Below are 13,800 nucleotides of genomic sequence, written 5' to 3'. Positions count from 1 at the left end.
CGAAGGTTCTTGTCGTTCCATCGAAATGTAAAAAGAATTAGTAATCGATGATCCTATATTTGAATTAAATTAACGAAGATGACATTATTAGCAAATACATATAGAACTTTAAGTGGTACAAAAGAAATTATAGAGTCTTTAGAAAAAAAGGCAACACAATGGGTTGTTTATAAAGATGATAAACCTGCTTTTTTTGTAGATTTTTACGATTTAGAAAAAGAATCTAATGCTATGATGAATAGTTTAGTTTTATGTACCAAAAGATCTATACAAGAAGTTTTAGGTATTATTAATATAAAGAATAATGTTAATTTGTCTGTACCTGTAATTTCTAGATTAGGGTATAAAAAGATTATAAAATCTAAAAAGATTGAACTAGATTTAGGTCCAATTCCAGAAGAGTGGTTGGCTTATTCTTTGTAAATTTTTACAATTAATTCGTCTTTATCATTCATAGAAGCTCTGTACATTCCTGCAGTATTAAATTCAAAAGACATATTTCCGTTTTTATCTAAAGCTATAACGCCACCTGTTCCACCAAGTTTTGTTAGTTTATTTTGAATAACGTCTTTAGTGGCTTCTTTTAAAGATTTATTTTGATATTCCATCTGAGCAGAAATATCATATGCAACCTGACTTCTAATAAAATATTCTCCCCAACCGGTAGAAGAAACACCACAAGTTGCATTATTTGCATACGTACCAGAACCAATAATTGGTGCATCGCCAATTCTTCCCCAACGTTTATTTGTCATTCCTCCAGTAGAAGTTCCTGCGGCAATGTTTCCATTTTTATCTAGCGCAACACAACCAACAGTTCCAAATTTAGCATTTTTAATATCTGCATCGTAAAAAGCAGCTTTTTTATCATCATGATCTAATTCCGTTTTTGCTCTGTCTTTAATTCTTTGTAATGATTTAAAGCGTCTTTCTGTATAAAAATAGCTTGGGTCTACAATTTCTAATCCTTTTTCTTTAGCAAATATAGAAGCTCCCTTACCAGAAAGCATTACATGATCAGAATCTGTCATAATTTTTACAGCCAATTCAATAGGGCTTTTTACATTAGTTACACCAGCAACTGCGCCAGCATTTAATGTTTTTCCGTCCATAAAAGAAGCATCCAATTCATTGGTTTCTTCATGTGTAAAAACAGCTCCTTTACCTGCATTAAATAATGGAGATTCTTCCATAACTTGTATGGTTTTAATAACTGCTTCTTGGCTTGTTCCTCCGTTTTTAAGAATTGTATGTCCTACTTTAATAGCTTCGGCTAATTTTGCTTTGTAGGCAGCTTCTTTTTCATCAGATAAGTTTTTCTTTAAAATTGTTCCTGCGCCACCATGTATAATAATTGCAAATTCATTTTGTACTTCAATTGTCTTTTGTGCTGTTGATAAAGGTTTAGATTCATTTTTACAACCAATTAAAAGCAATAAAGCCGATACAATAAATAAATTTTTTTTCATGATTATCTTGTTTAAAATTAAACAATAATTGTATTTTTTGTTTAATTTAATTATGTCTGAAATAATTCGTAAATTCGAACATCTAAGTTAAACATCTAAAACGGAACAGCAAAATGACAGACTTTGGAATTAAAGAAGCTTTACAAGAATTAGGTTTAAAAGCTATAAATAATGGAACTTCTACAGGATCTACTAATTTTTCTAATGGAGAAATTATAGAAAGTTATTCTCCTGTTGATGGAAAATTGATAGGAAAAGTAAAAACGACTACAAAAGAAGATTACGAAAAAGTGATGGAAGCTGCTACAAAAGCATTTTTATCATTTAGAAATATGCCTGCTCCACAAAGAGGAGAAATTGTTCGTCAGTTTGGTAATAAATTAAGAGAAAAAAAGGCTGCACTTGGTAAATTAGTTTCTTATGAAATGGGAAAAAGTTACCAAGAAGGTTTAGGCGAAGTACAAGAAATGATTGATATCTGCGATTTTGCTGTTGGTTTGTCTCGTCAATTAAACGGACAAACAATTCCGTCTGAAAGACCAGGACATGTAATGAGAGAGCAATGGCACCCAATAGGCGTTGTTGGTATCATCTCTGCATTTAATTTCCCTGTGGCTGTTTGGGCTTGGAACACCGCTTTAGCGTGGATCTGTGGTGACGTTTGTGTTTGGAAAGGTTCTGAAAAAGCACCTTTATGTTCAGTGGCTTGTCAGAATATAATTACTGAAATTTTAAAAGAAAATAACTTACCAGAAGGAATTTCTTGTATTATTAATGGAGATTATAAAGTTGGTGAAATGATGACTACCGACACAAGAATTCCATTAATTTCTGCTACAGGCTCTACCAAAATGGGAAGAATTGTTGGTGCAACAGTTGCGCAACGTTTTGGAAAATCATTATTAGAATTAGGTGGAAACAATGCCATTATTATTACGCCTACGGCGGATTTAAAAGTAGTGGTTCCTGGTGCTGTTTTTGGTGCTGTAGGTACTTGCGGACAACGTTGCACATCAACCAGAAGATTAATTATTCACGAATCTGTGTATGATAAAGTAAGAGATGCAATTGTTGGCGCTTATAAACAAATTAAAATAGGGAATCCTTTAGATGAAAACAATCATGTTGGTCCGTTAATAGACAAAGATGCTGTAAATACGTATTTAGCTGCTATAGAAAAAGCAAAAGCAGAAGGTGGTACTATTTTAGTTGAAGGTGGTGTTTTAGAAGGTAAAGGATACGAAAGCGGTTGCTACGTTAAACCAGCAATTATAGAAGCCGAAAATCATTTTGAAATTGTACAACATGAAACTTTTGCGCCTATTTTATATCTAATGAAATATAGTGGAGAAGTAGAAAATGCAATCGATCAACAAAACGGGGTTGCACAAGGTTTATCTTCTGCAATTATGACCAATGAAATGAAAGAAGCAGAGAAGTTTTTATCTTATGCTGGTTCAGATTGTGGAATTGCAAACGTAAATATTGGTACTTCTGGTGCAGAAATTGGTGGAGCTTTTGGTGGTGAAAAAGAAACTGGTGGAGGTAGAGAGTCTGGTTCTGATGCTTGGAAAGTGTATATGCGTAGACAAACAAATACCATAAATTATTCTGATGAATTGCCTTTGGCACAAGGAATTAAATTCGATTTATAAAAAATAGATTCACATTTATAGAAAAACCAATTCTCATCAATTGATGAGAATTGGTTTTTTTTATTTAATATTTAGAATTCCATTTTCTAACTCAATTGCAATGTTTCCGTTTGAAATAATATTTTCTTTTGGTTTCTTTTCAAGGATTTTGGTGAGTTTCTCTTCTTTAGAATCGCCAAAAGTAGTTTTAGTACCATCCATACTTAAAACGGTATTGAAACCCAAAACTCTCATCGCATAATTACTTTCTTTTACTTTGTAAACATTTAATTCAGAATATTTTCCTTTAAAATTAAAATCAGCAAAACTTTTATTAAAATTATATAAATGTACTTTACTTGTAAAATCTTTAAATGAAACTTTTTTTCCTATTTCACCAATCTGAATTTTTGAAGTTTCCGTTATTAATATTGCATTAGAAAATGACCCAATTTTTACTTTGTAAATGTCTTTTAAATCATAATTCCCTCCTGATATTGCCTCTGCTTGAAAAATTCCACTCATCAATTTAAATGTATTATTCTCATTGTTGATGCCTTTAAATTTATAATACGTTTTGAAAGAATTTACATCTAGATGCGTATTAACATCATACGTGAAATCTATTCTAGAATGAAGTGCTTTAATTTTAATTGTTACATTTTTTGGTACCTTAATTATAAAGTCTTGTTTAAATTTTCGCACTGATTTTCCGTAGTCTTTATGTGGGTTTTCTAACTTAAGTTTCTTAAAATAGTCATTAGAATCTGTACCCAAACTAAAGTCGATTTCCTCTACTATTGAATCTTTAGATTTATAGTAAAATTCATTTTCTTTCCTCTTTTTAAAAAAACTTCTAATATGTTCTTTGTAAGTTTCTATATCAACATCTAAAGAATGTAATTCCCCAAGGTACATTGAGTTTTTTACCTCTAATTTTATTTTGTTATCAGTTTTTGAAGATTGGGCTTTGAGCCCCTTAAAAACTTTATATTGAATTTCTTCTGAACCTTTATCAAAAATAATTGAATAATCAAGATGAACTTTATGGTCATTAGATTCTTCAAATACAATTGATGCGTTGTCAATATCAATCTCTAAAAGGGTGTTTTTGTCAATTTCGTAACTTTCTTTTAAGACCAATTCCTTTGTTTGTGAAAAAGAAAAAGGGATGCTTAGTAGAAATAAAATACTATATATATATGGTTTCATTACTTGTCTTTTTTTGGTTTAACTCATTAATATGTTCTTTAATATCTTTGATTAACTGCAAACGTCTTTGCAAATTATCTATTAAAGACTCTAAAACATTTATGTTGTTTGGAAGTTCTTTTAATTGGGTTGTTATTTTTTTATAATCAGTATCAGATTCTTTTAGTTTCTCTTTATATTTTCTAATTAAAAGGGTATCATTTGTTACTTCAACAAAAGCACTCCATTCTTTATTTATATTAACTAAATATTCATTTTCTATGCCTTCAAATTGAATTTCTAACGCAGTTTTTTCTGGTTTAGAATTCGTACTCTGGTAAAAGTACCCACAGAAAAGGAGGACTAAAATTGATGCTGTAATTTTTAAGAAATAATAAAACCTCTTTTTATTCTTACTATTTTTTACTCCGTCTAATTTTGTAATAAAATCTTTACGATGTTCTTTTGGTAATTTTTTTATTGGGTATTCTTTATTTTTAAACAAACCTCTAATATCATGTTCCATAATTTTAAATTTTTAGAAGATTTCTAAGTTCTAATTTTCCTCTTCTTAATTGTGTTCTTGATGTTTTAATCGGAATTTTTAAAATATCTGATATTTCTGAATGATCATAACCTTCCAATAAATATAATTTAACAACCAATTGATATTTAATTTTTAGACGATCAATGGCATCAACAATTTCTTTTTCATCAATTTTCACATAAAAATTCCAATCATTATCGTCTAAAACCTCTAAAGGATAATGATCTAAAGAAACGGTTTCTATCTTTTTCTTTTTTAATATATCTATACAAGTATTAATAACTATTTTCTTTAACCAAGAACCAAAACTTCTTTCTATTGTATAAGATTCTAAATTTAAAAAGGCTTTTAAAAAAGCATCTTGCATAGCGTCTTTTGCTTCTTCTTCGTTTTTAAGGTACCTACAAGAAATAAAAAACATCGCTTCACAAAACTGGTCATAAAGCTTTATTTGAGCTCTTTGATTCCCTTTTTTGCTTTTTAAAATTAAAAGATTAAGTTCTTTAGACATTAATTTGATTAGTTCTATTATTAAAAACGATAAAGAAATGCATAAGTTTCAGATTTCTATAATTTTATAAATTTAAACTATCTTTAAGCTCTACAGTCTAAATAATATGAAATCAACACATATACAACATTTATATAACAGAGTTGGTTTTGGTATAACACCAAAAGAACTTGTTCGTTTATCAAAAAAAAGCAAGAAAAATGTGGTAAACGAGTTGTTTACTGCTTCTGATAAAGTAACGGATTTAAGGTTGATACTTCTTTTCTAAAAGGTAAAACGTATAAAGATTTTAAAGATAAAGAGCAGAAGAAAGAGCTTCAAAAAATTAGTAGAAAAAAAGTTATAGAATTGTCTGCAGCTTGGTTTCAAAGATTAAATAATCCTTCTGAAATTTTACGTGAAAAAATGACCTTGTTTTGGGCAAATCATTTTGTGTGCGAAAACAAGAACATCTTGTACGTACAAAGTTATCATAATATGTTGCGTAAAAATGCTTTGGGTAATTTTAGAGACTTTACAAAAATAGTTTCTAAAGAACCCGCAATGTTGGCATATTTAAACAACAAACAAAATAAGAAAAAGAGTCCGAATGAGAATTTTGCTCGCGAATTAATGGAGCTTTTTACGTTGGGGCAAGATCAATATACAGAACACGATATAAAAGAATCTGCAAGGTCTTTTACGGGATATAATCATACTTATAAAGGAGAATTTATCTTTAAAGAAAAACAGCACGATCACAACGAAAAAACTTTTTTTGGAAAGTCTGGTAATTTTAATGGTGATGATATTATAGATATTATCCTACAAAAGGAACAATGTGCAAGGTTTATTTCAGAAAAAATTTATACTTATTTTGTAAATGAAAATATCAATAAAAAGCATATTGATGAAATGGTTGCTGTTTTTTATAAAGATTACAACATCGAAAAATTAATGCGTTTTGTGTTGCTTTCTAAGTGGTTTTATGAGGATGAAAACATTGGAACAAAAATAAAATCACCCATAGAATTTTTGGTAGGCATCAATACCGTTGTGCCTTATAAAATAGAGAAAACGAGACAAATTATTCTGGTTCAAAGATTATTAGGTCAAATATTAATGAATCCGCCAAATGTTGTCGGATGGAAAACAGGAAGAAATTGGATTGATAGCAATACCATTGTTACACGCTTACGATTGCCTTCTGTACTGCTCAATAATGCTGAAATTGCGTATTCAGAAATTGGAGATGAAGAAACCATGATTACTGATTTTGATAAAAGAAAACTGCGTAAAAATGCATTTGTAAAAGTGAGTACAGATTGGAATTCTTTTGAAGAAAACTATAAAAAAAATTCTAACAAAGAGTTGGTACATCAAATAATTACTTCAAAAATAAATACGGGTACCAAAGAAATGTTAGAAAGAAATCAGCAACTTTCTAAACACGATTTTGTTGTACAATTAATGAGTTTGCCAGAATATCAACTTTGCTAAATCAAAACACATGAACCTTTCTACTAACAAATACATGATGATTTTTCTATTTAATTTTGGAAAGCAACATGTGACTATCAAAAAAAAATAAAAACGACCACATGAAACGTAGAGGTTTTTTAAAACAGTCAACTTTTGCTTCAGGGATGTTTTTTGTGCCTCAGTTTTTAAAGGCTTTCGAAAACAGTTCGATGAAACCTTTTAGCAATAAGAAAGTAGTCATTATTCAGTTAAAAGGAGGGAATGATGGTTTAAATACGGTGGTGCCTTTTAACAACGATATTTATTATCAACAAAGAAGCAACATCGCCATAAAACAAAACGATTTATTTAAAATTTCTGATGAAGTTGGGTTGCATAAAAGTCTACAACCTTTACAAGATTTATACAATAAAGGCTTTGTAAGTATCATTAATAATGTTGGGTATCCGAACCCTAACTTATCACATTTTAGAGCTACAGACATTTGGCAAACGGCAAGTGATAGTAATGAATATTTGCAAAATGGTTGGGTGGGCCGTTATTTAGATTACACCAAAGGAAATCCTTATAGTGCTATTGAAGTTGATCAAAGTTTGTCTTTAATGTTAAAAGGAAAATCGCAAAATGGATTGGCAATTACAGATCCAAAAATGTTTTATGATTCTATGAGTGCGCCATTTTTTAACAATGTAGTTACTAATTATAATGATGCACATTTAAGCGAACATAACTTAGGGTATTTGTACAATACCATGATTGATGCAAAATCATCTGCAAAACATATTTATGAGCAAAGTAATACCAAAAGTACGTTTGCAGAATATCCTAAAAATATCTTTGGTAAACAACTAAAAACCATTTCTCAGTTTATAAATTCTGGATTAGAAACGCAGGTTTATTATGCTGGTTTAAGTGGTTTTGATACACATGCAAACCAACCTGGTACACAAGAGAGATTATTAAAAGTCTATGCAGAAAGTATGGAAGTGTTTATTAATGATTTGCAAAAAAATAATGCTTTTGAGGATGTTTTAATTCTAACTTTTTCTGAATTTGGAAGACGCGTAAAACAAAATGAATCTAAAGGAACCGATCATGGTACTGCAAACAATGTTTTTGTGATGGGGAAAAACTTAAAGAAGCAAGGTTTGTATAATAATTTACCAAATTTAGGAAACTTAGATAGAAATGGAAATCTTAAATATGAGATAGATTTTAGAGAAATTTACGCAACTATTTTAGACAAATGGTTGGCAGTAGATGATGTAGCTATTTTGAATAAATCATTTTCTAAATTAGATTTTGTTTAGTAGTTGGTTTTATTGAAAAATAATTAATTTCGTTCTACATCCATTAAAGGTGTGCTATTATATGAATAACCAAGAATATATTTCGTTTACGCTTAGTGAGACTTCCAAATTTAAAGAATGTAATACCATTTTCAATATTATTAAAGATTGTAAGAAAAATGGAACGAAAAAAACAGCGCAGTTTTGGTTAAAAAGAACTCCAGATTGTGTGGTTGATTATTTTAATCAATCTGAGAAAAATAAAAGTTGGAGTTTAATAAGCCTCTTTCAATTTTTAATTGAAGATTTAGATGTTACTTTTACTGGTTTAGAATTGGATGAAAACGGAATTGGAAGACTTGATTTTGAAGCAAATGATTATCCATATGGAGGACCTTCTTCATTAATTACTTTTTTAAGAGCTTTTGGTTGTATTGCAACAGATATTGATGATGGATCTGGTGTTTATAAGGTGAGTTGGAAATCTAATTTTATCTTTAAATTAAAAAAAGAATCTTCGGATGAACCTAAAGGGGTAAAATCATTTTTTGGAAGACTATTTAAGAAGTAAGTTATTGCTAAATAATTTTGATTTCTTCTCAAGATTCTCAGATAAAAATTAAACTCTACAACTAAATTTGGAAAGTTGATATCTTAAAGATATCTTTGATAATTAATTCTTATTTTATTTAAATACGGCAATGAAATCAATAAAAAGAACATATCTGCAAGGTTTTTATGAGACGCTAGTCCATAGTTTTGTTTGTGCTTCTTTTTATTTTGCAATGTATAGAAAACGTAAAATTATCTTTGTGTATTAATTAGGCATCTCGAGTGTGCCTATAACAACTCTGTTACATTATTTCTTATAGAAGATATTCAAAAAAACATATTGAATAGCTGTACTCGCATATATAATAATGTTTCAATCTAGAGTGTCCGGTAATGTTCTTTTTTATATATAAATTTAAAATAATAATATTATGGCTGTTTTAAGAAAAAAACTAACAAAAGCTGAGTTAAACGATAAAAAACAAGAAAAAATTTTAAAGAAATTAGAAGATAAAAAAATGAAGAAACGCAAGTCCAGAAAGTAACATATAAATTTTAATATTCCTTTTTAACAAGGCTGTAAATTTAGGTTTACAGCCTTATTATTTAATGATACTGTACTTTTCTAATAACTCGCATGGCTTCTTTATATTTGATATACGTAGTTTTATTATCTAAAGCTCTTATGTAGTTCTTTACTTTTCTTAATTGCTTAGAAACGTCTATATATCCATGTAAATAACAGATGAGGTAATTGGTAGGTAAGCGTAATACATTTGCTTGTTCTATTATAGAAAGAGGAATGTTGTTTTCAGTTTTATGTACTATAGAATTGCAGTTATTGTAGAGTTGCTGAATAATATGAATATCAAATTTTGGTGGAGTAAACAAAAATTCTTTTACAATATCATGTTTTCCATTCTCCTTAAAATTGATAATTGTTTTCTCTAAAGGATATAATTCTTCTTGCTTTTCTAAGCCTAAATAGATGTATTCTGTGATAATAAATGATTGATTGTTATAACTAATCTGTACATCATCTAAAGCAGAGAAAAATAACTTTACTTGTTCATTAATTAATTCGATATCTACTCTAGAAAAGAATTCTTCACCATTTATAACTTTTTTTTCTCCTGCCCAACACAACACAAATTGCTCATTAAAAACTTTATATTGTGGTTTGTATGCTGGTTTATGATTGTTGATAAAATCGAAAACACCATCTAAGGTTAATTCTATATTATTGCGTGCATTTTTTTCGATAGCTTCAACAATATCTTTATTGGTGTTTCGCAATTCAAAATTTCCTTGTGATGGTATGGAGTTACTTCCTCGTCTATAAAAAGTAGTTCCTTTTCTATATTTCCAAGTATTTTTTAAAAGTGATGTTATTTTGTTATTTGGATGTATAGTAACCAAACCAATAACTTTATGTCTTTGTAAGCTAGGAAAAGGAACATTTTCGTATTCAATTTTAGGTGGATTTTTTAAATATGCATTCACCAAATTCTGAATCTTGCTATCATCATAAAAATCGACACCCATAATTTTGTTTTCTTCATCTTCTATACCAATAACAATGTAAGAGTTGTTTTCTGGATTCGAATTAGAAAGTGCACAAATATGTTTTAGAAACTTCGCTTTTCCGTCTTTGGCATCTAATGATAATTTTTGCTTTTTATCATAAAAACTATTCTCATCATTGTGAGAAAGTAGGTTTTTGATAAGTAAGCGTTTGTTTATCATTTTTATGGCATTTCTTCTCCTTGACTAGCTTCTAAAAGTAAAAACCAATCTTCTAAGTCTAAATTAATTTCTAAAGCTTTATTTGCATTTAAAATTCGTTCTTTATTTGTTGTACCAATAACTGGCGATATTTTTGCAGGATGTTTTAAAATCCAAGCTAATAAAAGAACATCATTAGAAACCGCATATTTTTTAGATAATACGTCTAAAACTTCTTTTATTCTTATAGATTGAGGTGTTTCTTCTTTAAAAATAGTTCCTAACGGACTCCAACACATTGGTTGCATACTTTTTTGTAGTATTTGATCTAAACTGCCATTTTGCATTGCATTATGTTGTGTTAAAGAAAATTCTATTTGATTTACAGAAACTGGAATTTTATCAGCAATTAAATTAACTTGAGAAGTCGTAAAGTTCGACACTCCAAAATTGATTATTTTTCCACTTTTTTGTAATTCAGAAATAGCCTCAGCAATTTCATTGGGTTGCATTAACGGACTTGGCCTGTGCAGTAAAAAAGTATCAAGATAATCTGTTTTTAGGTTTATCAGAGATTGTTCTACACTACCAATTATATATTCTTTCGAATAATTATAATGTTTTACTTTGTTTGCTCTAGCTTCACCAATAAGTTGGATACCACATTTAGAAATCAATTGAATTTCTGTACGTTTGATGCCACTTTGTAAAAAAGCTTTTCCAAACTCAGTTTCTGTAGAATAGTCTCCATAAATATCTGCATGATCAAATGTTGAGTTTCCATTTTCTATGCAAAATTGAATCATATCAACTTGCTGTTTGGTAGAAAACTGTTTCCCCCATTTACCCCAAGACATACAACCAATTATTATTTTTGATGTTGGCATTTTATGCTCTATTTAAAATTGTTGGTGTTGCTTGTGCTGTAGGGTATACTACTAAATCTTCTATATTAACATGATATGGTCTAGATATAACAAAGTAAATGATATCTGCAATATCTTCTGCTTGTAACGCTTTATAACCTGCATAAACAGCTTTTGCCTTTTCGGTGTCTCCTTTAAAACGAACATCAGAAAACTCTGTTTCTACGGCTCCTGGGTGAATTGCAGACACACGAATGTTATGTTTGTTTAAATCGATTCTCATAGCCTTATTTAAAGCATCTACAGCGTGTTTAGAAGCACAATATACATTTCCATTAGGATATACATCTTTTGCAGCTATAGAGCCAATATTTACAATAAAACCATTGTTTCTTTCTGTCATCTGCGGAATGATTGCTTTAGAAACATATAACAACCCTTTTACGTTAATATCAATCATAGCATCCCAATCATCAATAGCTCCATCTTGTATGCTAGATAAACCATGAGCATTCCCTGCATTGTTGATTAAAATATCTACTTGTTTAAAGTTTTCTGGTAATGAATTGATTGCTGCTGCAACTTCTTCTTTTTTGGAAACATCAAACGTTAAAGTGGTTACTTCTGTAAGTTTGCTTAATGCTTTTTTAAGCTCTAATAATCGTTCAGTTCTTCTTCCGCAAAGAATTAAACGAATGTTGTTTTTTGCAAAAATTTCTGCGGTTGCTTTTCCAATTCCAGAAGTAGCTCCGGTTATAAATGCTGTCTGTTTCATTTGCTTTATTTCTTTTATTCCTGCGATAGCAGTAATCTAATTTAATCCGTGAAATTGTTCTATAAAATTAAGAAAACATATTTTGATAGTCAGAATTTCAGGGTTTAATTTTTATTAAATTATAAACAAAGAAAAAACCGTCCTCCACAGGACGGTTTATCTTTCAATTGGTAACTACCCCAATCAAAAATCAACTAACCAAACTTTATTTTAAATTTCTTCTTTCTATTGTTTCTCTTATTATCTTAGTACGTTTTCTTCCATCATTCCTTACAATATCTTTTGCTTCTGTTTTCGTTTCTTCACTTTTCTTAAATTGGATGAAACCTCTACCAGAAAATTCATAGGTAGTTTCAGAATTTAAGTTGTAAAGTGATATCCTTCCATCATTAATAACGCTCAATTCAAACTTTTCAATATCTCCACCATCATAATTCAATGTTAAAATTTTTAAGTCTTCATATCCTGCCACATCATACACTTTATAGCCACCAATGTAATTCCAACTTACATCTGCAATTTGCATGCCAAAAGGATCTTGCGAACTTCTAAATGTTGTAATATTATCTGGTGTAAATTCTAAATAATTTTCAGCATCAAAAGCATTTTCGTATCCACCTGTTGTATTTACTTTTGCCCAACCAACATATTCTTGTAAAAAGTATTCTATGTTTTCGTAGAATAATTTATCATAGTCAAATTGGTTTATTTGATACCCAATTAAATAGTAGCTTACATTTTGTCTGTAGTTATATAATTTTATTTCATTATTAGAAAGTATGGTCACTTCAAAATCATTGGCACCGTCTAAATCATGATCTGTTTCTAGCAAACCATTGTAGGTGTTGTAAGTTCCAACATCAATTCCAAAACCATTTCCGGTTCTTCCAATATCTACAATATTGTTGTTTGCGTATAATATTCCGTTTACAAAAGATAAGGTAAATGCTCTAGATACATAAGGGATGTCTCCAGTTCCTGTTGTTCTATGGTAATCTACATACCACAAATCATAATCTGTGACAACTTCTTCTAATGAAATCTCATAATTATCGTCAAATGAATCGTGATAAACTGTAGAGCAAGCGCTAAGCAGTGTTGCAGTAAGGATTACTGTTATAAGTAGTTTTATTGATTTCATAAGCTTTAATTTTATTGTTATGCTTATGTAATTTCAAAATACGTGCCAAAAATAAAAACCACTCATAATTGAGTGGTTTTTATTGATTTTTTTTATTGCTTATTGCATTTGAATATAAGGTTTTGATTCCCTTTTTTTAATCTCTTTTATTTTATAATAGTTTGTTTTTCCATTTGCCTGATAAGTAAGAACAGCTTCATTTTCTGATAATTCAAAAGGAAATGTTTCTTGTGTTGGAAGTTTATTTTGTACTTCTTTTTTAGGATCTAAATGCAGGATAACATCTGAAGGCTTTTTATTTGAAGTATTATAATTTGCTATGATAAGAGTAGCATTTTTAAATTCTACTTTAGCTACTTTATTTCTAAAGTATAAAGAATCGAAATTGATATTAGATTTCTCTTTTAATTGAATTTGTACATTGAAGCCGTGAACTCCTGGTTGTCCACCGGTCCAGTTTTTATAGTGTGCAGAATGGATTGTAAAAGGAATTTTGTTTTCAAATTTTGTACTTCCACATTGTGAAAAACTAAACAGTACTACTAATAGGGTTAAAGTTTTCATTGTTCTTATTTTGCATATTATAATTCAAACTATATGCCAAGATATAAAAAAAGCGAACCAAATTGGTTCGCTTTC

At 29.4% G+C, this 13,800-nt stretch carries 15 protein-coding genes; 6 read left to right on the top strand and 9 right to left on the bottom strand.

The features are described 5' to 3' along the window. The first annotated feature begins 78 nt into the window (after nucleotides 1-78). Entirely contained in the window at nucleotides 79-423 is a 345-nt protein-coding gene (locus WG945_RS10115) for a hypothetical protein (RefSeq protein WP_068447610.1), read from the top strand. Here WG945_RS10115 and WG945_RS10110 read toward each other — a convergent pair. Next, nucleotides 411-1,469 (bottom strand): isoaspartyl peptidase/L-asparaginase family protein, encoded by a 1,059-nt coding sequence (locus tag WG945_RS10110; protein ID WP_068447608.1) that lies wholly within the window; start codon nucleotides 1,467-1,469, stop codon nucleotides 411-413. The two genes, WG945_RS10115 and WG945_RS10110, sit on opposite strands and share 13 nt — an antisense overlap. A gap of 113 nt (nucleotides 1,470-1,582) precedes the next feature. Between WG945_RS10110 and WG945_RS10105 the strand changes: the two genes are divergently transcribed. After that, the gene (locus WG945_RS10105; protein ID WP_068447606.1) at nucleotides 1,583-3,124 is read left to right on the top strand and encodes an aldehyde dehydrogenase family protein; all 1,542 of its coding nucleotides are present in this window, start codon (nucleotides 1,583-1,585) and stop codon (nucleotides 3,122-3,124) included. Nucleotides 3,125-3,184: 60 nt separating this feature from the next. Here the strand turns inward: WG945_RS10105 and WG945_RS10100 are convergent, their stop codons facing one another. The 3 genes from WG945_RS10100 to WG945_RS10090 are packed head-to-tail and all read right to left on the bottom strand — an operon-like array spanning nucleotide 3,185 to nucleotide 5,352. Beyond that, on the bottom strand, nucleotides 3,185-4,315 hold the full coding sequence (locus tag WG945_RS10100) for a hypothetical protein (RefSeq protein ID WP_068447605.1): 1,131 nt from the start codon (nucleotides 4,313-4,315) through the stop codon (nucleotides 3,185-3,187). Beyond that, nucleotides 4,296-4,820 (bottom strand): hypothetical protein, encoded by a 525-nt coding sequence (locus tag WG945_RS10095; RefSeq protein WP_068447603.1) that lies wholly within the window; start codon nucleotides 4,818-4,820, stop codon nucleotides 4,296-4,298. The genes WG945_RS10100 and WG945_RS10095 overlap by 20 nt, the downstream gene beginning before the upstream one ends. 4 nt (nucleotides 4,821-4,824) lie before the next feature. Further along, a complete protein-coding gene (locus WG945_RS10090; protein ID WP_068447601.1) occupies nucleotides 4,825-5,352 on the bottom strand; it encodes an RNA polymerase sigma factor in 528 nt (175 codons plus the stop codon). A 106-nt stretch (nucleotides 5,353-5,458) separates the two neighbouring features. Between WG945_RS10090 and WG945_RS10085 the strand changes: the two genes are divergently transcribed. The 4 genes from WG945_RS10085 to WG945_RS10070 all read left to right on the top strand — a co-directional run bounded on the left by WG945_RS10085 (nucleotide 5,459) and on the right by WG945_RS10070 (nucleotide 8,673). Beyond that, nucleotides 5,459-5,620 (top strand): hypothetical protein, encoded by a 162-nt coding sequence (locus WG945_RS10085; RefSeq protein ID WP_231874491.1) that lies wholly within the window; start codon nucleotides 5,459-5,461, stop codon nucleotides 5,618-5,620. A gap of 56 nt (nucleotides 5,621-5,676) precedes the next feature. Next, on the top strand, nucleotides 5,677-6,831 hold the full coding sequence (locus WG945_RS10080; protein WP_394364768.1) for a DUF1800 domain-containing protein: 1,155 nt from the start codon (nucleotides 5,677-5,679) through the stop codon (nucleotides 6,829-6,831). A 101-nt stretch (nucleotides 6,832-6,932) separates the two neighbouring features. Further along, nucleotides 6,933-8,123: a DUF1501 domain-containing protein gene (locus tag WG945_RS10075; protein WP_068447599.1), complete on the top strand. Its 1,191-nt coding sequence runs from the start codon at nucleotides 6,933-6,935 to the stop codon at nucleotides 8,121-8,123. 61 nt (nucleotides 8,124-8,184) lie between these two features. After that, nucleotides 8,185-8,673 carry a hypothetical protein gene (locus WG945_RS10070; RefSeq protein ID WP_068447597.1) on the top strand — a complete coding sequence of 163 codons (489 nt, stop codon included), beginning with the start codon at nucleotides 8,185-8,187 and terminating at the stop codon, nucleotides 8,671-8,673. A gap of 587 nt (nucleotides 8,674-9,260) precedes the next feature. On the opposite strand, the gene WG945_RS10065 is transcribed toward WG945_RS10070, so the two are convergent. The 5 genes from WG945_RS10065 to WG945_RS10045 all read right to left on the bottom strand — a co-directional run bounded on the left by WG945_RS10065 (nucleotide 9,261) and on the right by WG945_RS10045 (nucleotide 13,725). After that, a complete protein-coding gene (locus WG945_RS10065; RefSeq protein ID WP_068447595.1) occupies nucleotides 9,261-10,400 on the bottom strand; it encodes an ATP-binding protein in 1,140 nt (379 codons plus the stop codon). 2 nt (nucleotides 10,401-10,402) lie between these two features. Continuing rightward, nucleotides 10,403-11,266 (bottom strand): aldo/keto reductase, encoded by an 864-nt coding sequence (locus tag WG945_RS10060; protein ID WP_068447593.1) that lies wholly within the window; start codon nucleotides 11,264-11,266, stop codon nucleotides 10,403-10,405. 1 nt (nucleotide 11,267) lies between these two features. Beyond that, nucleotides 11,268-12,020: an SDR family NAD(P)-dependent oxidoreductase gene (locus WG945_RS10055; RefSeq protein ID WP_068447592.1), complete on the bottom strand. Its 753-nt coding sequence runs from the start codon at nucleotides 12,018-12,020 to the stop codon at nucleotides 11,268-11,270. 205 nt (nucleotides 12,021-12,225) lie between these two features. Further along, entirely contained in the window at nucleotides 12,226-13,161 is a 936-nt protein-coding gene (locus WG945_RS10050; RefSeq protein ID WP_068447590.1) for a hypothetical protein, read from the bottom strand. Nucleotides 13,162-13,260: 99 nt separating this feature from the next. Next, nucleotides 13,261-13,725, bottom strand: a complete 465-nt coding sequence (locus tag WG945_RS10045; RefSeq protein ID WP_082864143.1) for a hypothetical protein — start codon at nucleotides 13,723-13,725, stop codon at nucleotides 13,261-13,263. Nucleotides 13,726-13,800: the final 75 nt, after the last annotated feature.

The sequence above is a fragment of the Polaribacter atrinae genome (assembly GCF_038023995.1).
Lineage (GTDB): Bacteria > Bacteroidota > Bacteroidia > Flavobacteriales > Flavobacteriaceae > Polaribacter > Polaribacter atrinae.
Note: the sequence above shows the minus strand (reverse complement) of the source record. Positions and strands in the feature narration are given on the sequence as shown.